The organism is Shewanella waksmanii ATCC BAA-643 (genome assembly GCF_000518805.1).
GTDB lineage: Bacteria > Pseudomonadota > Gammaproteobacteria > Enterobacterales > Shewanellaceae > Shewanella > Shewanella waksmanii.
The window spans coordinates 1-22161 of sequence record NZ_JAEH01000015.1 but is presented as its reverse complement, the minus strand read 5'-3'; the positions used below and the strand labels follow the sequence as shown (position 1 = coordinate 22161).

The following is a 22161-nucleotide window of genomic DNA, read 5'->3' as shown; positions in this document are numbered from 1 at the left end:
CTGAAGCTAAGATTAAACCTACAATTACGGAGCGCCTGTTATGTCTGAAGAGACCATTTTTAGCAAAATTATTCGTAGAGAAATCCCTGCCGACATTTTGTACCAAGATGATTTAGTCACTGCATTTCGTGATATTCAGCCACAAGCACCCACGCATATTTTGATCATTCCAAACCACCTGATCCCAACTGCAAATGATATTAAAGCCTCAGATGAGAAAGCACTTGGCCGCATGATGAGCGTTGCCGCTAAATTAGCTGAAGAGGCGGGTATTGCCGAAGATGGTTATCGTTTGATTATGAACTGCAATAAACATGGTGGCCAAGAGGTTTACCATATCCACATGCATTTGGTCGGTGGTCAACCATTGGGCCCAATACTGACACGTCAGTCATAGAACAGGATTAATTCATGCCCGATAATGCGGAGTTTTTCCCGCTGACACAACTTGCTACGCGATTTGTAGGTCAGCTAACTCATTGCCGACGTCTTGGTTTGCAGGTGCTAGAAGCCAGTGAGCATCACGTGTTGATTGAATTACCCTATGATGAGGCGCTTATTGGTTACCCCGATACGGGTGTTATCCATGGTGGTGTGATCACAACCTTAATGGATACGGCCAGTGGCAGTGCGGTTGTGTGCTCTATTTTTGATAAGTATAAGTCGCTTGAGTTGTCGCCAACGTTAGATTTGCGTGTCGATTACATGAAGCCAGCGCAGCCGCACAAGCCAGTTTATGGTTTTGCAGAGTGTTATAAGTTGTCATCAAGTGTCGCCTTTACCCGTGCCATCGCGTACCAAGAGTCAATTGATGACCCTATTGCCCATGCAGTCGGGTCTTTTATGCGCATTAGCCCAGAGTTGATCGGTAAAGAGTTTCAGCAGGCCTTAATGGGAGCCGAGCATGACCAGTAATAGTGTTGAGCAAAGTCCACTTGATGTAAAAGAGATTGTTAAAAAAGCCACTGAACTCAATGACTTTAGCCATCTATTAGCACATGTTCCCTATGCGAAGTTTATTGGCATGGAGGTGTCACGTTTTGGCGATGAGTTGGTGTTTCAATTGCCCTCTAAAGACGACAACATTGGTAACCCCACATTGCCTGCATTGCATGGCGGCGTGATAGCGGGTTTTATGGAGATGTCGGCCATTGTACAACTAATGGTGTTTATGCAAACCACGAAGGTGCCTAAAGTGGTCGATTTTTCCATTGATTATTTAAGGGCTGGTCATCACCGCGACAGTTTTGCCGAATGCAAAATCACTCGCCAAGGTCGACGGGTCGCAAATGTGAATATTAATTGTTGGCAAACTAACCGTAAAAAACTTATCGCTACAGCAAGAGCGCACTTTTTGATAGATTGATGATAGTGACGCTAAAACGATTGAGGAGTAGACCATGAAACAGCTAATAATGGCAGTGGCGCTAGTGACTGGATTATCAATAGCATTAGCGGGTTGTGCGCCCCATACTGCAGGTATTATGGCGAGCTCAACAGGTGAGTCGCGCATCGATAACCGTAACTTTGCTAATGAAGTGACTTTAACGCAACTAAAAGCGCGCCCAGAAGGCGGTTTATTGCAGGGGGCTGGGTTAATAAGCAGTCAAGTAGCAACGGATTTACGTTTGCAGTACAAATTTACTTGGTTTGATGCGGCTAATTTTGCTATTGAAGATGAAGGCGTGAGTTGGAAGTCAGTTAAGTTACATGGCAAACAACAGATGCAGGTTGTGGGCCTAGCCCCAAATGCTAATGCTGTGCGCTATGAACTGTACGTTAGAAAAGCATTTTCGAACTAATCTCTACAAATTAGCGCTGCATCATGATTGTTGCTAAACGCCAACTTAGGTTTTTACCTTCATGTTGGCGTTTTTCACATCAGTTGCCCGTAAAAGTGCTGTAAATATGTCAACAATTTGTATTACTCATGTATAATCAGCTGCGCCAAGGGGTGTAACCGCTAGAGTGGTTACTGAGATGTCGATGACAAACCCTTAGAACCTGATCCGGCTTGTACCGGCGTAGGAATGGGCTGACTAATTGATGAAATCATCAAGACCGACTCTCTCTTACCATATAAGTGCCGGATCTCAAGCAGATATATTTTGAGGTCCCATGTTTAACATCCGTTCGTACTCAAAAGTGGCCGTTGCTGTTGTAGCTGCCCTGACTAGCCCCCATAGTTTTGCCAACCCAGTTGACACTAATTCTGCCGACGATGAAATGGAAGTCATTGTTGTTACGTCTGATTTTCGTCAATCAAGTATCGAAAAAATGCCTTCAAGCATTACGGTGATTGATCAGCAACAAATTGAAGACGAAGGCGCACAGCACTTCGAGGACTTGCTGAATTCGGTCGCTAATTTCAATTGGTCTGGCGGTAGTTCGCGTCCAAAGTACTTTCAAATTCGTGGTGTAGGCGAGCAAGAGGAGTACCAAGGTGCGCCTAATTCTTCGGTGGGTTATATCATCGATGACATTGATATGTCGGGTCTTGGTATGATCTCCAGCATGTATGATTTGCAGCAAGTGGAAGTGCTTCGCGGCCCACAAGGTACGCGATATGGCGCCAATGCCCTAGCTGGTCTAATTTACTTGAAGAGTAATGATCCCACTGATGTATTTGAGCATGGCGCCGAGATTTCAATGGGTGATGACGATCTACAAACCTTTAGCGGTTTTAGCTCAGGGCCGTTGACTGATTCAGGCAAATTACTCTATCGCGTCTCGCTGCAACAACATCAACAAAATGGTTATCGCAATAACCTGTATTTAGATCGTGATGATACTAATGCCAGAGACGAATTTACTGCTAGAGCGAAATTGCGTTGGTACGCGACTGACGATTTATCCATAGATTTAACGATGTTGCACGCCAATTTTGATAATGGCTACGATGCTTGGACGTTAGATAACAATGGCTTTGATACGCTGACAGACGACCCAGGTGTTGATAAACAGCGCACTACAGGTAGCTCGCTTAAGTTTACCTATAGTGGCGCGCAGAGTTTTGAATTAGTCTCTCTGACATCTTATGCCAGTACTGACCACCACCACGGTTATGACGGCGACTGGGCCAATTCAGATTATTGGGCTGGTTTAGACTGCGGCGGGGAAGCCTGTGTGTATGACTATACTTGGGATAAAGAGGGTGACCGTAAAACCTTATCGCAAGAGTTTCGCTTAAGTTCAACCGACGCCGGTCGTTGGTTCAATGGCAGTACTGATTGGTTATTTGGGCTCTATGGTATGCGTCTTGAAGAAGACAATGATACCACCGAGTACTACAACGGCTGGATAGATGGTCTGCAAGCACAATATGAGGCGAAAAATTTAGCGATATTTGGTCAGCTAGATTCAGACTTAGGCCATGGTTATGCTTTGTCATTTGGCTTACGTGCTGAACGTCGTGACAGCGATTACAGCGACAGTGCGGGTGATGCTTTTGATCCATCAGAAACCATGTGGGGCGGGCATATTGCATTGAGTAAGGCGTTAGCTGAGAACCATGAAAGCTATATCCGTGTTGCCAGAGGGTATAAAGCGGGCGGCTTTAACATGTCACTGCCTGTTGAGTTAAGCGATAAGAAAGAGTTCGATGCAGAAACACTCTATAACTATGAGTTAGGCATTAAATCAAACTGGCTTGACGGTGATGTTGCCACCAACTTCTCGCTATTTTACATGGATAGACGCGATCAGCAGGTTTCCGCTTCACAGCAAAACCCTGAAGAGCCGCAAAAATTCATCTTATATACTGAAAATGCAGGCAGTTCACACAACTATGGCGCCGAACTTGATGCCAATTGGTATGCCACAGATAATCTACACTTCTATGCGAGCTTAGGTTGGCTAGAAACTGCTTATGGCGATTACCAGTACCAAGATAAGTATGGTGGAACGGTTGATTTATCAGGGCGTGAATTAGCCCATTCGCCTAATTTCACTTATAGCGTAGGCGGTACATACCGCAGTGATTCAGGCTGGTTTGCTAATTTAACTACCAGTGGTAAGAGTGAGTTTTATTACTCAGACAGTAACGATTCACGCTCAGATCCCTACACCATATTTAATGCACGCGTAGGTTACGAGACTGATGTGTGGTCTGCCTATCTTTGGGGACGCAATTTGTTTGATGAGAAGTATGGCGTACGTGGCTTCTACTTCGGTAATGAGCCCGACCAAGATTGGGCCGACAAACAATATATCCGCTACGGTGATCCCCGTCAGCTTGGCGTGACGGTAAACGTTAAGTTTATGTAATTTAATACAAACGGCGTCATTAGACGCCGTTTTAATCTTTGAGGACAAAAATGAAACTCACAGCAGAAATCAGTATGTACCCGCTTAAAGACAACTATCTCGACCCCATCAAATGGTTTATTGGTCGCGTGGATAGTTACGACAACATCACTCGCAAAACCAATGCTATGGCAACACAGGTATGCGGTGAATACGCCGATGTAATGGCGATGTTGGCGACAGAAATGCAAGCCGGTCATGAAAAATGGGGTAAGGCCGTCTTTGTTGTTAAGTTCATTGGTGGTGAGCTGGATTTGAGCCACAGTGAATAATTTGTCCCAATAAAGGTTAGAACCCAATGGCTGAGCTTTGGCAACTTATACAAACAACCGTGTTAGCAGCTGTTACAGAAGTGTCAGTGATGACCTTGTGGGAGCTGGTTGCGGTGGTATTAGCGGTAGCGTACCTGGCGCTTGCGATGCGCACCAATATCTGGTGCTGGGCAGCAGCTTTCTTTAGCACCGCCATTTATACTGCCTTATTCTGGCATGTCTCGTTATTAATGGAGTCACTGCTTAATGTCTATTATATGGCGATGGCAGTGTATGGTTATCGTTTATGGCGGGGTGGAGATAAAGGCTCATCAATTGCGGTAGTGAGTTGGTCAATGTCGCGTCATCTGACGATAATTGGCGTAACCACAGCCATTTCCCTTGCGGTGGGGTATGGCATGGCAACATACACACAAGCATCGTTTCCCTACGTTGATGCTGCCACTACCTGTTTCGCGGTAATGACCACCTACTTGGTGGCCAAAAAAGTTTTGGAAAATTGGCTCTATTGGGTCGTGATAGACTTGGTATCTATCTACCTTTATTTCAGTAAGGGGTTGATGCTGACCTCTGTACTGTTTGTGTTTTATGTCGCGATGGCGATTGGCGGCTATTTCATGTGGCGTAAAAATATGCAAAGCCAGCAGGACTCGTTGCATCAGTCAGCGCACGTTGCACAGCCTTGAGTTAATGATTGCCATGAGCGAAAGAGAAATGGACAGCCTTGAGCCAATTACAGCCATGAGCGAAAGAGAAATAGACAGCCATGAGCCACAGTGAAGTGCAGGGCATAGCGGTCAACGTGAGTACCGTGGCCGCTTACCTAAAACAGATAACGCACACTATGGGTGTACGTTTTAGCCAACACACGCAAGTGTTTCGCTTATCTGAGGGATTAAGTAACTTAAATTATTTGATTAAAGATGGTGAGCAAGCCTTTGTATTACGGTTGAATCACAAAGGCAGTGATGGTTTTGTGAGTCGAGAGCATGAACTTAACTGCTGGCAATTGGCCGCCCAAGCAAAATTAGCGCCTAAAATTTTGTTCGTAAGTGAAGATAGACAATGTTATTTAAGCGAGTTTATTGTCACTGACAAGCCTTGGTCTCAGCAAATGACCGCTTCTCAAAGTCACGCTGATGCAACCCAGCACACACTTTGTCCAGATGCTGAGCAACGATTAGCAGACTTGTTGCTTGGCTTACAGAGTCTACCCCTGCCTGCTAACCACATGGGTTTGACCGGGCAATGGCAGCATTATTTGCAACAGCTAGCGCTGGCCAATGATGCCTTAAAAGCATCCTCACCAAGCAGTGATACACTGGGTGAACAACAGCGTTGGTGCCGGCGTTGGCATCGCTTAAATGAGTATGAGCAGGTTGTCAGGCAAGCTATCTCACTAAGTGATAGTTATCTCATTAGGCCGCAGTTTTGTCATCGAGATTTAACGCCACATAATTTACTGCATGCTGATGGGCGACTATTTTGCATTGATTTTGAGTATGCCTGCGCATCTCATCCGTTATTTGATTTGGCGGTAATACTGCAAACTCATAACTTATCGTCTATGCAGCAACAACGTCTATGTGATATCTACTTTGCTCAGCAATCAAATCTCAAGCCAAATGCCGCTAATGCAATGACCAGTATCAGCAGCTTATACTGGTTTTATAGTGCTGCCTGGGCGCTATTAATGGCGGCACAATCTCTTGCTGCGGAGAATAAACCTGTGACTCAGGCGCTGACCCCTTACCAAGCTAATGATTATTTCACTTGGTTTGATGACTACCTTGAAAAAGCAATCGACATCTCACCTTCTCAACAAAAATAGTATCGATATCGACATTGATTGCGTTAAATTCAAAAATTTGAAAGATAAAATCAACTTTCATGGTCTATTCTGTCAAGAGCAGTTAAGAGGATTTTCTATGCAATTGGCACACTATTATCAACAATTTCTAAATACCATAAAACACTTGGAGGGTGCAGCACCATTGGCGTTACGCCTGTATCTTGCACCGGTAATGATGCAAGCTGGTTATAACAAGCTGTCGCACTTTGAAGATACCGCTGCATGGTTTGGTAATCCTGATTGGGGATTGGGATTGCCTATGCCGGAAGTGATGGTTGCCCTTGCGGCGGGTACCGAGTTTTTTGGTGGCATCTTGTTAATTATCGGTTTGGCGACGCGACTTATCTCCATTCCGCTGATGGTCACTATGCTGGTTGCGGCCTTTGCAGTACATTGGCAAAACGGTTGGTTGGCCATTGCTGATGCCAGTTCGTGGTTGGCCAATGATCAAGTGCTAGCGTCGGCAGAAAAATTAGATAGAGCCAAGTCTATTTTGCAAGATAACGGTAACTACGAATGGCTCACTAGTTCAGGCAACTTTGTGGTACTTAACAATGGCATTGAGTTTGCCATCACTTATTTTGTGATGTTATTGGCGCTATTGTTTATGGGCGGCGGGCGTTACACCAGCATTGACTATTGGGTAGCTCGAAAGAACAGGTTGAACGACTAAGCGTTCAGTTGCCACTACCTTAGAAATTAATCCTACCAATTTGGTAGGATTTTTTTTTGCGCTTTGATATTCTTTTAGTTAACTTTTTTATATGGAGCGTATGCATTGGACGCCATTGAATTACTTACTACTCGTCAGTCAACTCCACGTTTACAACAGCCTGGTCCCACAGAATCACAGCTAGACACGATTATCGCAGCGGGGCTCAGAGTGCCAGATCACGGAGGCATACAGCCTTTTGAATTTATTATCGCTCAGCAAGCAGGGTTACAAACATTAGCTGATCATTTTGTCGCAGCGGCTAAGGCTGAGGGTGGCGATGAAGAGCTACTAGAAAAATGTGCCAAAATGCCGTTCAGAGCGCCTATGGTAATAACTATTGTTGCAAAGGTGACAGCTCATCCTAAAGTTCCGGCTTTGGAGCAACAGCTTGCAGCTGGTTGTGCGGTAATGGCCATGCAACAAGCAGCGTTTGCTTTGGGACTCGGTGCGATTTGGCGCACGGGTGGCTTGGCGTTTAATCGTCACTTACACCAACGACTTGAACTTACAGATGCAGATCAAATTGTTGGCTTTTTATACATAGGTACGCCAGCAGTTAAGGCGCCAAGCAAACCGAGCCGCAAAGGGGATAATGTGGTGCGTTATTTATAAAGTTTGTGCTTAAGCTGATGCTGCTGCAATGGGTAGGTGGCTAAGTTTAATAATCTTCAATTAGGGTCGCTATCTTCTGCTGAATATTGTTCGTATAGTAGTATATTGATATATAGGGAGATATTGATGCAACCGATAGAGACAAGCCGATTACGAATACGGCTACTTACAATTGCTGATGCCGCTCAGGTATTGAATTTGGTCAATACTGAGGGCTTTATTACTCACATCGGCGATCGAGGCGTTCGTGATGAAAGCCAAGCAAAGCAGTATCTAGAGCAAGGCACTTTGGCCAGTTACAAGCAACATGGTTTTGGCATGTTTGCCGTTGAAGATAGAGCGACAGGCGAGTGGCTAGGCCAAGCGGGTTTGATTAAACGAGACCATTTACCGTTCCCTGATATTGGCTACGCATTACTGCCGCAATATGAAGGACGGGGCTTTGCTACCGAAGCGGCTATGGCCGTACTAAAATGGGCAAAACAGCAAGGGCTAGCGCAACTTTATGGCGTGATTTCACCGAGTAACCAAGCGTCGGCCAACGTGCTCCAAAAGCTAGGTTTTACATCTCAAGGATTAATAGATTGGCAACCAGATGAGCAGGTCATGTTGTTTCAACGCGCTTTATAGCTATCACTATTTACTCAATAATAAGCAGTTATCTGAACAATAATAATAACCAATAAAGGGAGGATGTATGGATAAAGTGACTGAGCTTGGAGGCTTAGTGGGTCAGCATGTTGTTTTGGAGCCATTGAGTAAAGATCATATTCCAGCACTAAGTGTTGCAGTGACTGATGGCGAGCTTTGGTCGTTGTGGTTTACCTCGGTACCCCATCCCGATGAAATGGCAGAGTACGTTGAGCTGGCATTGGCTCAAGAGAGCCGGGGTGAGGCGCTAGCTTATGTGGTTAGAGATAAGCACTCAGGCGGCGTTGTGGGGTGTACACGGATATTCAATTGGGATCAGCCCAACCGACGGTTAGAGATTGGTCATTCATGGTATGCCAAGTCAGCACAGCGCACAGGGGTAAACACGGAAACTAAATTGCTGATGTTAGCGTATGCGTTTGAGACGCTTGATGTATTAGCTGTCGAGTTTCGCACCCACTGGCACAATGAACGTTCGCGACAAGCGATAGAGCGCCTAGGGGCTAAGCAAGATGGGGTGCTGCGTAACCATCGTATTTTAAAAGATGGAACCATACGCGATACCGTGGTGTATTCCATCATAGATAGCGAATGGCCCGCTGTGAAGCAATCGTTAAAAGCTCGGCTTACAGCTGATTAATACCTCGCTGAGGGTCTGTGTTAACAGCGCAGGCTAGAAGGCCACGACAAGTTTCAAGGAGTTGAAATGGCATCGATTATTCACCGTGCCACCATTGCTGATCATCAAGAGGTCAGCCAGTTATTTAATGACTATCGACAGTTTTATCAGCAAGTTGATGACATAGAGGTGGCCACTGAATTTATTACTCGGCGCTTAGCCGACGACAGCGGAATTATTTTTATCGCCCGTGGCAAGACAGGTGAAGCACAAGGCTTTGTGCAGCTTTATTGGAGTTTTTCGTCTGTAAGTGTCAGTCGATCTTTAATTTTAAATGACCTATTTGTATCTGAAAACGCTCGGCAGCAAGGGATAGGCAAACAGTTAATGGCAGCGGCCATTGAATTTGCCCAAACGCAGCAAGTCAGTAGTTTAAGTTTGCAAACCCATCAGCACAATCATACCGCACAAGCGCTTTACCAACAGCTGGGCTTTGTTAAAGAACAAAGCTTTTTTACCTATGTACTTGATATTCAGTCACAGCTAAAGTAGAAATATGTGAATGCAATCAATAATAACAATGCTGCAGTTGTCACCTAATAGCAGGTGATGATGTGGGACTCACGCAAGGAACAAATGATGGCGTTGAATAAAAGAATGCTCGCAACAGCGATGATGTCGATGTGGGTAATGTCCAGCACGGCAGTGCAGGCTAAACAAGCATCAGATGCTGAAGTGGCATTTAATAAAGAAGTATTGGAATGTGCGGCCTATTATGAGATTGCGTCTGATGCAATCGCTAACATGAATGCGCCGCAAATGGCGGCAGTTGGTGAGCGGCTGAAGCAATCATCACAGCAGGCGGTGACACTTGCTAAACAATATCAAGCAGAAGCGGACGTTGAAAAATTGCTCGCCAGCCAAAAACAAGCTCAGCTCGATAGCCTTCCAAATAACAAAGCCTTAGGTCGATTAATGGGGAAATACAAAGAACCCTGTAAGAGCCTATTAGCCGAACCACAAAAACGACTCGATTATTGGATCATGGCAACAATGTAACTCAACTGAATGATTAATACCAATCAGTATAAGAATTTGATCTACTCAGCGCGCTTTGGGCAAACTAATTCAAGGCGAATGATTGAAACCATGGTTGTTCCCTTGTGAAATTATTCAACGCAGAAGTAGGCAGCCAAAACGCGCCAGAATGGCGAGTTTTAGCGATTCTGATGCTGTGTTAACGAGCTTAACCGTAGAATAACTATGCTCTTCACTCGTTGCCTTACCTCAGAACCGCTAAACTCTCGCTGAGTGACTAAATGTTTATACTGATTGGTATAAAAGCGCGCTTCGGCGCGTTTTTTAATGATGAAAGCAAAGGCCAACTAGTAAGGTCTATTGCTTTGATGAGCAAAAGTGAACCAACTGGGTTAGCCACTGGCTAGCAATTCTGAGGGTGATATGAATATCTATTTTCTTGCAGCAGGAAGTTGTGCTGCGCTGTTGCTGCTATGGCAATTAACGATTGGTCGTAAACAAGTACTCGTGCCATTAAAAAATAGCGAGCTTGACCCCATGGTTAAAACCTTATTGCAATGTAGCTATCATTATCAGTCGGTGATATTATTGCTCAGTGCAGCGGTACTGACCGCCTGTGCTTTTGGTGTCATCGCCTCTATGCAGGGTTTTGGCATGGTGCTGTTTATCGGTATGGCTTGCGGTATTTTTGCCATCTGGCAACTGTATATCAGCTTTGTCAGTGACCTAAAAACGCCTTTTATTAAGGTCAATCACTGGCTATTGTATTTGACCATTTCCGCACTGAGTGTCCTGGGTGCGATCACGGCCTAATGTTGCCACTTTGTTGTAATAAACTGTTTTTCGTATGAAAAATACTCTTTAACTCGCTTTTTTCTTGACTTATTCAATCCGTTGTTGAACTTTAGTAACCCAAGTTTCTCAAATATCAATGGCAGTTAACCAATAAAGTGACTGTTATTAAATAGGTCGAGCTCTTGCGGTACGACCTTGCATCTCTCTATGCGAAAAATGGATTTTTCTCCACACCGGTGAAGCCTTAAGGATGAGTATCAGTGTTAAGCGAAATATTATGATTAGTGTCTCTCAATTAACCAAAACCTATCAGATGGGCGAGAACCTTGTTGCCGCACTAACTGGGGTTGATTTTAATATAAATGCCAATGAATTTATCGCGATTATGGGGCCTTCGGGTAGCGGGAAATCGACATTAATGAATATCATTGGTTGTCTGGACAAGCCCACTAGCGGGCATTATCAGCTCAATGGCCAAGAGGTCGCTCAGCTTGATGATGATGCACTGTCAGCGGTGAGAAACAAAGAGATTGGCTTCGTGTTCCAGAGTTTTCATTTACTGCCGCGCTTGAGTGCCCTGCAAAATATATTGTTGCCAATGCGCTACAGCGAGGATCCCGATAGTGCTGATGAGTATGCACAATCACTGTTACACCGAGTGGGGTTACATAGCCGTCAACATCATCGCCCAAATCAACTGTCGGGTGGTCAGCGACAACGTGTCGCGATTGCGCGTTCATTGATCAATAAACCGGCAATTTTATTGGCCGATGAACCCACAGGGGCATTGGATAGCAAAACCTCAGTAGAGATCATGCAACTGTTCACCGAGCTGCATCAAGCGGGTCAAACTATTATTTTGGTCACTCACGAAGAAGAGGTTGCAGCGTATGCACAGCGAGTGATCCGCATGCGTGATGGCGGCATCGTCGAGATTGAGACGCGAGGTGATACTTATGCTGCGTAGCTGGTTTCAACTTAGTGCAGTTATATTGCTTTCTTGGCCAACCACGTTGCTGGCGCAATCAGTCACTGAGCCTTTATTGCTAACCGGGGCTATCTCGTCTGCACAATCTCAAACCTTTACCGTGCCTAAAGCCGGCGATGCTTGGCGATATCAGATTCAGTGGATGTTGCCCGAAGGGCAGATTGCCCAGAAAGGCCAACCTGTGATTATATTTGATAAAAGCCAAATTGCCAATCAAATTGAGCAACTTGAAGCCAGTTTATTGCGGGTAACAGCCCAAGAGCAAAGCAATGCCATTGACTTACGCTCGGCGGTATTACAAGCCCAGCTTGATCTCAAACAACGTCGATTAGAGGTAGAAAAGGCCCAATTCGATGCAGAGGTGCCGGCAGATTTTATTGCGGCCAAAGAGTATGCCGAGAATCAGTTCAACTTAATGCAGGCCAATACGGAATACAACAAGGCAAAACAAGCATTAGAGGAAACCTTAGATCGTCAGCGCGCCACCACCGAGCAACACGCGATTGACAAACATAAAGCACAGTTAGAGCTGCAACAGGCGTTAAATGGCCTCGAGCAACTTGAACTCAGTGCCGAAATAACTGGGCCAGTGCTGTATTCGCGTGACCCTTGGTCTAACAAGAAGTTTAACGTTGGCGAAACAGTACAAATTGGCCGCCAAGTGGCGATGATTCCAGCATTAGAAGAACTAGAAGTTGTAGCGTGGGTAAACGAGGTCGATGTCGATAAGATCCAACCACAACAGCAGGTAACACTGCGCTTAGATGCCCAGGCAGAACGCGAGTTTAGTGGTGTGATTAGTGATATCGGCCGCCAAGCCATTGCGCAGCCCGCGTGGGGCAAAAGTAAATGGTTTAAAGTCGAAATCGATTTTACCGACGCGCTAGATATTAAACTCATACCGGGTATGAGCGTCATGGTTGATACCTCGGAGGTCGCTAATGTTTTGTAATCGTTTAACGACATCATTGGCTGTGCTGGTGGGCTCAATGGCATTAAGTGGCTGCAATGGTCATGCTGTGACCGAAGTTGAGCAGGGTGTATTGGCTCAACAAATTGAAGTGACCGGAGAGTTAGTTTCAGCTGATACGGTATCGATGATGCCGCCGGCAATGCGTCGTGTATGGCAATATCAAGTGAAATATCTTGCGCCTGAGGGCAGTGAAGTTAAACAAGGGGATGTCGTTGCGCGGCTCGATACCTCTGAGGTGAGTCAGCGCCTGTCGGTAAGATCGGCCAAGCTGGCTGCGACCCAACAAGATATTGAAACTTCCAAATTACGCAATGCGAAGAAGTTAGAGGAGCTAAGGCTTGATTTAGCCGAAGCGAAGATGAACTTTGAAAAAGCGCAGCGCAAATTTGACCTCTCCGATGATACGGTTGCTGCGATTGAAAAGCAGAAATATCAACGCGATGCGGAAATTGCTGCAGACAAGGTTCTACTCACAGAGCAACAAATTGATTTAGAAATAAAAAGTGCCAAGCAACGCCAAGCAATGTTAAGTGGTGATGAGCAAAAATTTGCCGCTGAAGTGGCTAACCTACAACGCGGTATTGCCTCGCTGACCCTTAAAGCGCCACGGGCGGGAATGGTGGTTTATGGCAATGATCCGCAGGGAAATAAAATTAAAGAAGGCCAGTCGGTTTATGTGGGGGATGCAGCGCTCAGCATTCCTGATTTGTCTCATATGCAAGTGAATATGACGGTGCCTGAAGTTGAGGCTCGCCGGGTTAAATTGGGCCAGCAAATCAAAATTCGTCTAGATGCTAACCCAGAGCGGGTTTTCAACGGTGAGATTGTCGAACTCGGCGCCGTTTTTAGACATAAAAACCAAGATATTCCACTGGTGGTGTTTGATGCGGTGGCCAGCATTGCCAAACCCGATACTGATTTAATGCGTCCAGGTATGACGGCGAAAATTGCGATTAATACCGCCAATGATGATCAAGTGAATCTATTGCCAATTGAAGCGGTGCATTACGACGATGGCCGTCCTTATGTGTATACCGCCGGTAAGCTATGGGGCCAAGCTAAACAGCTGGTGACCTTGGGCGATGTAGGAATAGATAAAGTGGCGATTACCGAAGGTGTCACTGTAGGCGATGAGGTGATTTTACCATGAAGCATGTAAAACTGATGGCGGTTGTCATACCTTTGTTGGTGCTTGTAGGTGGCTGCAGTGATAACAATAGCGATGGTGTGTTAACGATGGAGGTTAAGCGCAGTGACTTTACCGTCGAAATTCCCGCTAATGGTGAATTAGAGGCTAGCAAATCTACCTCCATTGTGGTGCCGCCGGGGCTGCGCGGACCGCAATCTTTAGCGTGGATCCAAGATAATTTTACCCAGGTAAAGCAAGGTGATGTGATTGCCAAAATGGATCCAACCCGTGAGAGCTATCGACTGCGTATGGAGCAGTTTGATTATGACCGACTTGATCTTGATGGTTCGATGCAAACGCAAAAAGATCAAACGATTAGTAATGAGCTCTATGCCGGCACTGAGGTGACGACCAAAGAGCGTGATTTAGCTGAACGCTTTTTCAGTGAAGATGAGCGGGTTTACACCAAAATTGAGATCATAGAGCAGATGCGAAACCAAGACTATCTCGATGCCAAATTAGATTTCTATGGCTGGGGTATTGAGCAGCATGGCTCGCAAGCGCAAGCTGAGCTTGAATTAATCAAGTTGCAGCAACAGGGGCTTACCGCAAAAATCAGTCGTTACCAAAACAACCTCAGTCAAATGGATATTGTTGCGCCAAGCGATGGCCTGTTTGTTTATCAAGCGGGCTGGGACGGCACCTTCCCGGTGGTGGGCGATATGATGTTCTCAGGTTTTCCTATTGGCACGCTACCTGATACCCGCGAGATGCAGGCAAAGCTATTTGTGCTTGAATCTGAAGCTGCGGGGTTAAGTTTGGGCAAAAAAGCCACTATTTATCTTGATGCTTATCCTGACAAGCCTTTTAACGGCGAAGTGATTCAAGTTGATGCTTTAGCCAAACCTCGGGAAAAAGACTCACCGGTTAATTACTTTCAATTTACCGTTAAACTTGAGCAAACCGTCGAGCGGTTGATGCAACCGGGTCGTCAAGTTAACGCCGCAGTGCATGCGCTTGCTGAAAAAGATGTGTTGACTGTACCTAATCAAGCGCTGTTTCAAAAAGAGGGTCAGTATTGGGTCTATTTAAAGACCAGTGGCGGTTTTTCTAAACAAACCGTTGAGCCAGGCAGCCGCAGCCTAAATCGTACCGTGATAAAACAGGGATTAAATCAAGGTGATGTGATTGCATTGACCACACCACCGAAAAGGAGTCGAGTATGAGCCAACAGGGCAAGCTGACTTTATATTTCGAAGGCATCAAGCAAGCTTTCGATGAGATGCGCCACCATAAATTACGCACCGCATTGACTCTGCTTGGAATGATTTTTGGTGTAGGCGCCGTTATTGCCATGTTAAGTGTCGGTGAGGGGGCTGAGCGTGAAGCCTTGAAGATGATTGAATCGATGGGGGTCAATAATCTGGTGGTTAATGCCCGCCCAGCCGATGGCGAAGCACTTAAATCTGTGCGTGAACATAGTATAGGTTTGAGTTTACGCGATGTGCAAAGTGCCAATGAGACATTGCCTTTTGTAGAAAATTGGAGCGCTGAAAAGCAGGTTAAAACCTTTTCCCTGTTTAGTACTGAAGGGCGCAGTGATGCTTCGGTAAAAGGGGTAACGGCTAACTATTTTGCATTGAGTGCTTTTGCTCTTGATGATGGCCAAGCCTTTAGTGACAGTGACAATGCGCATTATCGGCAGGTCGCCGTATTAGGCTCAGAAGCCGCGCGGAGTTTGTTTCCTCAAGGTAATGCCGTGGGTAACATTATTAAAGTTAACCATCAATGGTTCACTGTGGTGGGCGTTTTGTCTCAAGGTGAGGTAGGCAACTCCAAAATCCAAGGTGTTAAATTGGGTGGCGAGCGCAATCAAGTGTTCATTCCGTTAGCGACGGCTTTAAAGAAAATGAACTTTAAGCCCCTTGAGGCTGAGCTAGATTCGTTTAAGTTGGCGTTATCTGCTGGGGTTGAACCTACTTTGGCCGCCAAGAGTTTGCGCCATCTATTGAATCGGCGTCATGGTGGTGAGAAAGACTACGAAATTGTAGTGCCGGCTGACTTGTTGGCGCAACATCAAAAAACCCAGCAAATATTTAATATCGTGATGGCCTGTGTAGCCGGAATCTCCTTGTTAGTGGGTGGCATTGGCATTATGAATATCATGTTGGCGACGATACTAGAGCGGACTGGCGAGATTGGATTACTGCGTGCATTAGGCGCGCGTAGAAAAGATATTGCGCGGCAATTTCTTATTGAAAGTATCGCAATTTCAGCAACCGGGGGGCTAATTGGTATATTGGTTGGTTTGCTGTTGGCTGTGATCATTTCTACCGCAGCGGGCTGGCCAGTGGCATGGTCGCCGTTTGCAATTATTCTCGCGCTTGGTGTATGTATGACCATTGGCGTGGGTTTTGGCCTCTATCCTGCTAAAAAAGCCGCACGACTTGACCCTATTGTGGCATTACAGCGAGATTAATCGCCTTTAACAGTGAATGTTCGCCTAATGACAGCGTCGTTAGGCGAACAATCTATATATTCAGATTGTCAATTTACAACGCTTCTTATTTATATTTGATATAAATAAAAACTCAAGCATTAGCCTTATCGACAGTATAGATGCAGCCAAATACGCATACAGTGGCGCTAAGTGGCTGGGATTAACTGGCAGCTTGCTATCAGCAAGTGCATTCACTAAGGTGTCAAGACGAGCTAATAGCGTGCTTTATTGCCCATATGCGACTGCTTGTCCGCGAGGTTATTCGTTAAGAAGCGCGGTTTCAATGATCACCGGCTCAGGTTGCAACTGGGTTGATTGCTTAGTATAAGCTTCTGTTTGGTATGCTGATTCTACCTCTTCTGTACTATTTTCTTCTGGCTCAAAAAACGCCGAAACATCGACAAAAGTAAGCCAAAATGCATAAGCACAAATGGCGTATATGGTAACTCTAAACATCGCAAACACACTCAATATAATGATTGGGGCTGAGCACTATAGCGCGATTTTTATGCTAGTGATACTGCCAATATCTTGTCGAAAGCCCCATGTTTACTGGGTTTTTGACGCTTTTGTAAATCACACTTAATTAGCAATGAACGTCAATTTTTTGCAAGTGGCTTTATACCATTCGCACCAAGATGATTGCCGCTAATGGGCCATAAAAAAAGCGCCGATTGACGGCGCTGTTTTTAATGATGTTGCTTGGCGAGTGTTAAGTTGATTACAGCAGTAACTCACCAATAATGAAGCCCAGTATGACCGAACTTACGATGGTGACCACACCCGGTATAAAAAACGGATGGTTAAACACCCAGCAACCAATGCGCGTTGAGCCGGTATCGTCCATCTCTACAGCGGCCAGCAAGGTTGGGTAAGTTGGCAAAACAAATAACGCACTGACTGCTGCAAACGATGCGATAGCAGTCAAAGGTGAAACACCAATTGCTAAAGCCGCAGGCATAAGTGCCGTGGTAGTTGCACCTTGTGAATAGAGCAGCATTGAAGCGAAGAAAAGGGTCACCGCTAATAACCATGGGTATTGAGCTAATAGGTCGCCGCTGAATGCTTTAATGGCGTCAATATGATGTGATACAAACGTGTCACCAAGCCAAGCAACCCCTAAAACACAGATACAGGCACTCATGCCTGAACGGAAAGTGGCCGTATTGGTGATCTGGGCGGCATCAATTTTAGTGAGGGTGACAATGAGGCTCGCGGCAGCGAGCATGAATACCATGATAGCTTCGTTGCGGCTTAGGCTTGGGGAGGCGATCAGCCCAACTGAATCTGAAATCAGCGTAGCATAGCCAATCACACTGACAATTGCTGCAGCAAAGATTAAGGTTGCTGGTTTGGCGCTGGGCAGAATATTGCGCGCAGTGGGCCCTTTACTGGCCGTTAGACCTTGATTCAATCGTTGTTGGTAAACCGGATCATCTTTTAGTTCACAGCCAATAAAGTTAGCCACAAATGCGCCGATTAAGCAGGCGATGAACGTGGCAGGAATACAGATAGCTAACAGTGTTAGATAGCTCACACCGATAGGTTCGAGCAAGCCTGAGAAAAACACCAGCGCTGCAGAAATTGGTGAAGCGGTGATAGCAACTTGTGAGGCGATAACCGCAATACTCAGTGGCCTTGATGGACGAATACCTTGCTCTTTGGCAACTTCAGCAATAACCGGTAAGGTCGAAAATGCTGTGTGACCGGTACCGGCGAGTAAGGTCATAAAATAGGTAACGATAGGGGCGTAAAACGTGATGCGTTTAGGGTGTTTGCGTAAGAACCGCTCGGCTAAATCAACCAGCCAGTCGAGTCCGTCAGCGACTTGCATGGCGGAGATAGCCGCGATAACTGACATGATAATTAAAATTACGTCAACTGGAATACTGCCAGCATCAACCCCAAGGGCCAGTGTCAGTACTAAAACGCCTGCACCGCCAGCTAAGCCGATACCAATCCCGCCCATGCGTGCGCCAAGATAAATAAAAGCCAATACGATAAATAATTCAGCGACTAACATGCCAGCCTCAGTGCGGGTTTTCCGCTAGTGAATAGTTAAACAGTAGATTAATTGGCTGCGAGGTGCAGCAATAATCAATTTTACGCCTGTTTAGCGCTTTATCGGCTTTACTAATTCAGTTTTTGTGCAAGTTGTGAACTGCCACAGGCTTGAGTGCGATTGATTGTGATCTGACGCACTTTAGGTCGCCGGCTTAATCGACATTGCCTTAGCTGTAGTGAGATAGCCGTAGTGACATAGCTGAGTGATACAGAGAATTGACCGACAAACGCTGCAACTTTAGTGGGAGTTTTCAGCGGGTGGTGTTCATCTAAATGATTGATAAATAGGTAAAGAGTATCAGTCTAAAGCGCTAAATTTGATACAGGTGTAAGCAAAATGTAATTTGACTGCCTTATAGTCATCCGAGCTTTAAGACAAAGCCAACGAAATTTAGGCAAACAGATCTAAATTCAAATAAAACTAGGATGTTATAAGGGGTTTTCATGTTATCTAAATTCAGTGTTGTCGCACTAGCAATTGCGTCGGTGACCGGCGCACATGCTAATGACTTGCTTATTAGTGAGTATATTGAGGGCAGCAGCAACAATAAAGCCATTGAACTATACAACAATGGCACACAAGCCATTGACTTGGCGGGCTATCAATTGGCCTTTTACTTCAATGGCAGCGACCAAGCCGGTACCACAATAGACTTGGTGGGCAATCTGGAGCCGCAAGGGGTATTTGTATTGGCGGACAATGATGCTAATGCAGATATTTTAGCAGTCACAGATCAGGTCAGTAGCAGTAGCTTTTTTAATGGCGACGACGCCATTGTGCTTTCAAAAGCCGGTACGGTGGTAGACAGTTTGGGTCAAGTGGGTGTCGACCCAGGTTCACAGTGGGGCACGGGTGAATTATCCACTCAAAATAATACCTTGCGCCGTTTAACCGACCAGTTAGTAGCTGATATTGACCCCAGTGATGAAGTCACCTTAACGGCTTGGTCTGGATTTGCAACCGATGACAGTTCAGATTTAGGTTTGTTTGATGCAGGGGAGCCAACCGATCCGACTGACCCAACAGATCCAACTGATCCTACCGACCCAGTTGATTTTGTTTGTGGTGAAACGGCTACGCCTATTAATGCGATACAGGGCAGTGGTGATGCCAGCCCGCTTGTAGGCCAAACCGTTGTGGTTGAAGCGGTAGTGACCAGCAACCAAGAGGCGGGTCTTAATGGGCTATTCATTCAAAGTCTAGACAGTGATATTGATGGCGACCCGTTAACCTCTGAAGGTGTATTCGTATACAGTGGCGGCCAATTGGGTTATCAGGTTGGCGATCAAATTAGAGTTGAAGCATTGGTAAAAGAGTACAACGGACTGACTGAACTTGCTGAGGTGAGTGCCCATGCTTTATGTCAGACTAATGTTGTTTTACCTAGCGCCGCTGAAATTCAACTTCCGGTCGATAGCCTCGCCGATTTTGAAGCGTTTGAAGGTATGTTAGTGAGCTTTGCTCAACCTTTGGTGGTCAACGAAGTTTATAATCTAGGCCGTTATGGTGAACTGTTACTGGGTAGTAGCCGTCACTTTATTGGAACTCAAGTGGCTGCTCCTGGTGCTGGTGCGCTGGCAGTAACCGCAGCCAACCTCAAAGATACGTTGATTCTCGACGATGGTCTTACCGCACAAAACCCAGACCCTATTCGTTACCCACAGCCGGGCTTAAGTGCTGCCAACACGGTGCGAGTGGGTGATAGCATCAGTAATCTCAATGCGGTTATGCACTATGGCTTTGATCAATATCGACTCATGCCTGTCGATACCGTCAATTTTGTGCAAGCTAACATGCGCACACCAGCGCCAGAACTTAGCGCGGGCGGTAATGTCACTGTTGCCAGCTTTAACGTGCTTAACTATTTCAATGGTGATGGTTTAGGCAATGGATTCCCAACCGAACGTGGTGCAGATTCAGCTAGCGAGTTTGCACGTCAGCGTGACAAAATCATCAGTGCCATGGTAGGCATAAATGCGGATGTCTTTGGTCTAATGGAGATTGAGAACGATGGTTTTGACCAACATTCTGCCATCGCCGATTTGGTCAATGGACTTAATCAAGCCTGGGGTGATAGTCGCTATAGTTTTGTCGCAAGTACAGGCAATGGTATCGGCAGTGATGCCATTGCTGTTGGCTTAATCTATCGTAACGATAAACTCAGCTTAGATGGTGCTGCTCAGGTGCTATCTAGCGCCAATTCGCCGCTAGATGGTCAGGGCGCACCGCTGTTTAACGACACAAAAAACCGACCTATGTTGGCTCAAGGGTTCAGTTTGCTAGATAGCCAAGAAGGATTGGTGGTTGCAGTTAATCACCTAAAGTCTAAAGGCAGTGACTGCGATAGCCTTAATGATCCTGATGTGGGCGATGGCCAAGGCAACTGTAATCTAACTCGTACCCGTGCAGCGCAAGCCATTGGACAATGGATGCAAACGCAATATCCTGCGCAGGACCATTTAGTGATAGGTGATCTAAATGCCTACGCCAAAGAAGACCCGCTGACAGCGTTAGCGAGTGCTGGCTATACCGAGTTAAATGACTATTTGAATAAACCCGCTGCGTATAGCTACATATTCAAAGGTGAAACAGGTCAGCTCGATCACGCATTGGCTAATGTAAGTCTGTTAGAAAAGGTGGTCGACATTGCCGAGTGGCATATCAATACCGATGAACCTCGAGTTTTAGATTATAACGAAGAATATAAATCGGATACGCAGTTAAGCGAACTATACCAAGCAGATGCTTACCGTTCGTCAGATCATGATCCGGTTATTATCTCATTGCTACTCGAAGCCGACAATGTGCCACCCACAGCGGATTTTACTGTTGATATCGACCAGCTTAATGTCAGTTTTGCCTCACTCGCCGCTGATGCAGATGGTGAAGTGGTGAGTATTGAGTGGCAATTTGGTGACGGTGCACAGGCCACAGGCGATACGGCCGCACATACCTATGCCCAAGCCGGGACTTACATGGTGACGATGACAGCCACTGATGATAGTGGCGCCAGCACCCAAAGTCAGCAACAAGTGATAGTTGACTCTGCTGCCGAGCAATCACAGCCGATAGCCAGCTTTAGGCACGTAAACTTCCGCTTCATGCAGGTATTTATCTCCACTAGTACTGATTCCGATGGTTATATTACTGAGCAGTTATGGCAGTTTAACAACGGTAAAACCAGTAGAAACTTATTGGCAATAAGCTTTGGTAGCAGTGCGTCTGAAGTGACGTTAACTGTCACCGATAACGACGGTTTACAAGATAGTAAATCTAAATCGTTCTAGTGTTGGCTTAATCAGCAAAAAGGCCACTGTTAACAGTGGCCTTTCTTATTATTGGTGTGTCCCGTCCTGAGATAAGTTGACACTTTGGAGACTTATCTATGAAACCTTCAAGCACAATCAGCATTAAACGTACACAACGTGATTACACATTAGGCTTTAAATTAGCCGTTGTCAGTCAAGTAGAAAAAGGCGAGCTAACCTATAAGCAAGCTCAACAGCACTACGGTATTCAAGGTCGAAGTACGGTCCTTACATGGTTAAGAAAGCATGGTAGATTAGACTGGACGCAACCCATGGAGCACTCTCCTATGTCTAAATCTAAAGAAACACCTGCCCAGAAAATCAAACGATTAGAGAAAC

Annotated in this window: 23 protein-coding genes, 1 pseudogene and 1 riboswitch; of the genes and pseudogenes, 22 read left to right on the top strand and 2 right to left on the bottom strand. The window is 45.7% G+C overall.

Annotated elements, in window-relative coordinates; translation table 11 throughout:
- Nucleotides 1–40: 40 nt before the first annotated feature.
- The 20 genes from hinT (at nt 41) to L865_RS0108905 (ending at nt 16428) form a co-directional block, all read left to right on the top strand.
- Nucleotides 41–397: a purine nucleoside phosphoramidase gene (gene hinT / locus L865_RS0109005; protein WP_028772926.1), complete on the top strand. Its 357-nt coding sequence runs from the start codon at nt 41–43 to the stop codon at nt 395–397.
- A 14-nt stretch (nt 398–411) separates the two neighbouring features.
- Nucleotides 412–915 carry a PaaI family thioesterase gene (locus L865_RS0109000; RefSeq protein WP_028772925.1) on the top strand — a complete coding sequence of 168 codons (504 nt, stop codon included), beginning with the start codon at nt 412–414 and terminating at the stop codon, nt 913–915.
- Nucleotides 905–1366, top strand: coding sequence for a PaaI family thioesterase (locus L865_RS0108995; RefSeq protein WP_028772924.1), 462 nt, complete (start codon nt 905–907; stop codon nt 1364–1366). Before L865_RS0109000 ends, L865_RS0108995 begins: the two co-directional genes overlap by 11 nt.
- A gap of 34 nt (nt 1367–1400) precedes the next feature.
- On the top strand, nt 1401–1802 hold the full coding sequence (locus L865_RS0108990) for a YcfL family putative periplasmic lipoprotein (RefSeq protein ID WP_028772923.1): 402 nt from the start codon (nt 1401–1403) through the stop codon (nt 1800–1802).
- A gap of 138 nt (nt 1803–1940) precedes the next feature.
- Nucleotides 1941–2048: riboswitch (TPP riboswitch) on the top strand.
- Nucleotides 2049–2118: 70 nt separating this feature from the next.
- On the top strand, nt 2119–4266 hold the full coding sequence (locus L865_RS0108985; protein ID WP_028772922.1) for a TonB-dependent receptor: 2148 nt from the start codon (nt 2119–2121) through the stop codon (nt 4264–4266).
- A gap of 50 nt (nt 4267–4316) precedes the next feature.
- Nucleotides 4317–4577 carry a hypothetical protein gene (locus L865_RS0108980; protein ID WP_028772921.1) on the top strand — a complete coding sequence of 87 codons (261 nt, stop codon included), beginning with the start codon at nt 4317–4319 and terminating at the stop codon, nt 4575–4577.
- 26 nt (nt 4578–4603) lie between these two features.
- Complete coding sequence (pnuC, locus tag L865_RS0108975) at nt 4604–5263, top strand: nicotinamide riboside transporter PnuC (RefSeq protein WP_028772920.1); 660 nt, start codon at nt 4604–4606, stop codon at nt 5261–5263.
- Nucleotides 5264–5343: 80 nt separating this feature from the next.
- Complete coding sequence (locus L865_RS23470) at nt 5344–6408, top strand: phosphotransferase (protein ID WP_051484535.1); 1065 nt, start codon at nt 5344–5346, stop codon at nt 6406–6408.
- A 97-nt stretch (nt 6409–6505) separates the two neighbouring features.
- Nucleotides 6506–7102 (top strand): HvfX family Cu-binding RiPP maturation protein, encoded by a 597-nt coding sequence (locus tag L865_RS0108965; protein WP_028772919.1) that lies wholly within the window; start codon nt 6506–6508, stop codon nt 7100–7102.
- A gap of 105 nt (nt 7103–7207) precedes the next feature.
- Complete coding sequence (locus tag L865_RS0108960) at nt 7208–7756, top strand: NAD(P)H nitroreductase (RefSeq protein ID WP_028772918.1); 549 nt, start codon at nt 7208–7210, stop codon at nt 7754–7756.
- Between the two features lie 126 nt (nt 7757–7882).
- A complete protein-coding gene (locus L865_RS0108955; RefSeq protein WP_028772917.1) occupies nt 7883–8386 on the top strand; it encodes a GNAT family N-acetyltransferase in 504 nt (167 codons plus the stop codon).
- Nucleotides 8387–8453: 67 nt separating this feature from the next.
- Entirely contained in the window at nt 8454–9047 is a 594-nt protein-coding gene (locus tag L865_RS0108950) for a GNAT family N-acetyltransferase (RefSeq protein ID WP_028772916.1), read from the top strand.
- A gap of 66 nt (nt 9048–9113) precedes the next feature.
- Nucleotides 9114–9578, top strand: a complete 465-nt coding sequence (locus L865_RS0108945) for a GNAT family N-acetyltransferase (protein WP_028772915.1) — start codon at nt 9114–9116, stop codon at nt 9576–9578.
- Between the two features lie 120 nt (nt 9579–9698).
- Nucleotides 9699–10085 carry a hypothetical protein gene (locus tag L865_RS0108940; protein ID WP_157577511.1) on the top strand — a complete coding sequence of 129 codons (387 nt, stop codon included), beginning with the start codon at nt 9699–9701 and terminating at the stop codon, nt 10083–10085.
- Nucleotides 10086–10487: 402 nt separating this feature from the next.
- Nucleotides 10488–10877, top strand: coding sequence for a hypothetical protein (locus tag L865_RS0108930; RefSeq protein WP_028772913.1), 390 nt, complete (start codon nt 10488–10490; stop codon nt 10875–10877).
- A 259-nt stretch (nt 10878–11136) separates the two neighbouring features.
- Nucleotides 11137–11826 (top strand): ABC transporter ATP-binding protein, encoded by a 690-nt coding sequence (locus tag L865_RS0108925; protein ID WP_028772912.1) that lies wholly within the window; start codon nt 11137–11139, stop codon nt 11824–11826.
- Nucleotides 11816–12799, top strand: a complete 984-nt coding sequence (locus tag L865_RS0108920) for an HlyD family secretion protein (protein WP_037470885.1) — start codon at nt 11816–11818, stop codon at nt 12797–12799. Before L865_RS0108925 ends, L865_RS0108920 begins: the two co-directional genes overlap by 11 nt.
- On the top strand, nt 12789–13970 hold the full coding sequence (locus tag L865_RS0108915; RefSeq protein WP_051484534.1) for an efflux RND transporter periplasmic adaptor subunit: 1182 nt from the start codon (nt 12789–12791) through the stop codon (nt 13968–13970). The genes L865_RS0108920 and L865_RS0108915 overlap by 11 nt, the downstream gene beginning before the upstream one ends.
- Nucleotides 13967–15175 (top strand): efflux RND transporter periplasmic adaptor subunit, encoded by a 1209-nt coding sequence (locus L865_RS0108910; RefSeq protein ID WP_028772909.1) that lies wholly within the window; start codon nt 13967–13969, stop codon nt 15173–15175. The genes L865_RS0108915 and L865_RS0108910 overlap by 4 nt, the downstream gene beginning before the upstream one ends.
- Nucleotides 15172–16428, top strand: coding sequence for an ABC transporter permease (locus L865_RS0108905; protein WP_028772908.1), 1257 nt, complete (start codon nt 15172–15174; stop codon nt 16426–16428). Before L865_RS0108910 ends, L865_RS0108905 begins: the two co-directional genes overlap by 4 nt.
- A gap of 279 nt (nt 16429–16707) precedes the next feature.
- Here the strand turns inward: L865_RS0108905 and L865_RS0108900 are convergent, their stop codons facing one another.
- Together L865_RS0108900 and L865_RS0108895 are read right to left on the bottom strand one after the other, a co-directional pair.
- The gene (locus tag L865_RS0108900; protein ID WP_028772907.1) at nt 16708–16905 is read right to left on the bottom strand and encodes a hypothetical protein; all 198 of its coding nucleotides are present in this window, start codon (nt 16903–16905) and stop codon (nt 16708–16710) included.
- 265 nt (nt 16906–17170) lie between these two features.
- The gene (locus tag L865_RS0108895) at nt 17171–18472 is read right to left on the bottom strand and encodes an anaerobic C4-dicarboxylate transporter (RefSeq protein ID WP_028772906.1); all 1302 of its coding nucleotides are present in this window, start codon (nt 18470–18472) and stop codon (nt 17171–17173) included.
- A gap of 485 nt (nt 18473–18957) precedes the next feature.
- Between L865_RS0108895 and L865_RS0108890 the strand changes: the two genes are divergently transcribed.
- Both L865_RS0108890 and L865_RS0108885 read left to right on the top strand, forming a co-directional pair.
- Nucleotides 18958–21801 carry an ExeM/NucH family extracellular endonuclease gene (locus tag L865_RS0108890; RefSeq protein WP_028772905.1) on the top strand — a complete coding sequence of 948 codons (2844 nt, stop codon included), beginning with the start codon at nt 18958–18960 and terminating at the stop codon, nt 21799–21801.
- Between the two features lie 98 nt (nt 21802–21899).
- Nucleotides 21900–22161, top strand: a pseudogene (locus L865_RS0108885) (IS3 family transposase); the annotation flags it as partial.

Bases quoted from the DNA above. Each gene is read 5' to 3' on its own strand.
- L865_RS0108895 (WP_028772906.1), bottom strand. From the start codon at position 18,472: ATGTTAGTCGCTGAATTATTTATCGTATTGGCTTTTATTTATCTTGGC.
- L865_RS0108950 (WP_028772916.1), top strand. From the start codon at position 8,454: ATGGATAAAGTGACTGAGCTTGGAGGCTTAGTGGGTCAGCATGTTGTT.
- L865_RS0108980 (WP_028772921.1), top strand. From the start codon at position 4,317: ATGAAACTCACAGCAGAAATCAGTATGTACCCGCTTAAAGACAACTAT.
- L865_RS0108965 (WP_028772919.1), top strand. From the start codon at position 6,506: ATGCAATTGGCACACTATTATCAACAATTTCTAAATACCATAAAACAC.
- L865_RS0108925 (WP_028772912.1), top strand. From the start codon at position 11,137: ATGATTAGTGTCTCTCAATTAACCAAAACCTATCAGATGGGCGAGAAC.
- L865_RS0108920 (WP_037470885.1), top strand. From the start codon at position 11,816: ATGCTGCGTAGCTGGTTTCAACTTAGTGCAGTTATATTGCTTTCTTGG.
- L865_RS0109000 (WP_028772925.1), top strand. From the start codon at position 412: ATGCCCGATAATGCGGAGTTTTTCCCGCTGACACAACTTGCTACGCGA.
- L865_RS0108910 (WP_028772909.1), top strand. From the start codon at position 13,967: ATGAAGCATGTAAAACTGATGGCGGTTGTCATACCTTTGTTGGTGCTT.
- L865_RS0108930 (WP_028772913.1), top strand. From the start codon at position 10,488: ATGAATATCTATTTTCTTGCAGCAGGAAGTTGTGCTGCGCTGTTGCTG.
- L865_RS0108995 (WP_028772924.1), top strand. From the start codon at position 905: ATGACCAGTAATAGTGTTGAGCAAAGTCCACTTGATGTAAAAGAGATT.
- L865_RS0108940 (WP_157577511.1), top strand. From the start codon at position 9,699: ATGATGTCGATGTGGGTAATGTCCAGCACGGCAGTGCAGGCTAAACAA.
- L865_RS0108955 (WP_028772917.1), top strand. From the start codon at position 7,883: ATGCAACCGATAGAGACAAGCCGATTACGAATACGGCTACTTACAATT.
- L865_RS0108890 (WP_028772905.1), top strand. From the start codon at position 18,958: ATGTTATCTAAATTCAGTGTTGTCGCACTAGCAATTGCGTCGGTGACC.
- L865_RS0108985 (WP_028772922.1), top strand. From the start codon at position 2,119: ATGTTTAACATCCGTTCGTACTCAAAAGTGGCCGTTGCTGTTGTAGCT.
- L865_RS0108915 (WP_051484534.1), top strand. From the start codon at position 12,789: ATGTTTTGTAATCGTTTAACGACATCATTGGCTGTGCTGGTGGGCTCA.
- L865_RS0108990 (WP_028772923.1), top strand. From the start codon at position 1,401: ATGAAACAGCTAATAATGGCAGTGGCGCTAGTGACTGGATTATCAATA.
- pnuC (WP_028772920.1), top strand. From the start codon at position 4,604: ATGGCTGAGCTTTGGCAACTTATACAAACAACCGTGTTAGCAGCTGTT.
- L865_RS0108900 (WP_028772907.1), bottom strand. From the start codon at position 16,905: ATGTTTAGAGTTACCATATACGCCATTTGTGCTTATGCATTTTGGCTT.
- L865_RS0108905 (WP_028772908.1), top strand. From the start codon at position 15,172: ATGAGCCAACAGGGCAAGCTGACTTTATATTTCGAAGGCATCAAGCAA.
- L865_RS23470 (WP_051484535.1), top strand. From the start codon at position 5,344: ATGAGCCACAGTGAAGTGCAGGGCATAGCGGTCAACGTGAGTACCGTG.
- hinT (WP_028772926.1), top strand. From the start codon at position 41: ATGTCTGAAGAGACCATTTTTAGCAAAATTATTCGTAGAGAAATCCCT.
- L865_RS0108945 (WP_028772915.1), top strand. From the start codon at position 9,114: ATGGCATCGATTATTCACCGTGCCACCATTGCTGATCATCAAGAGGTC.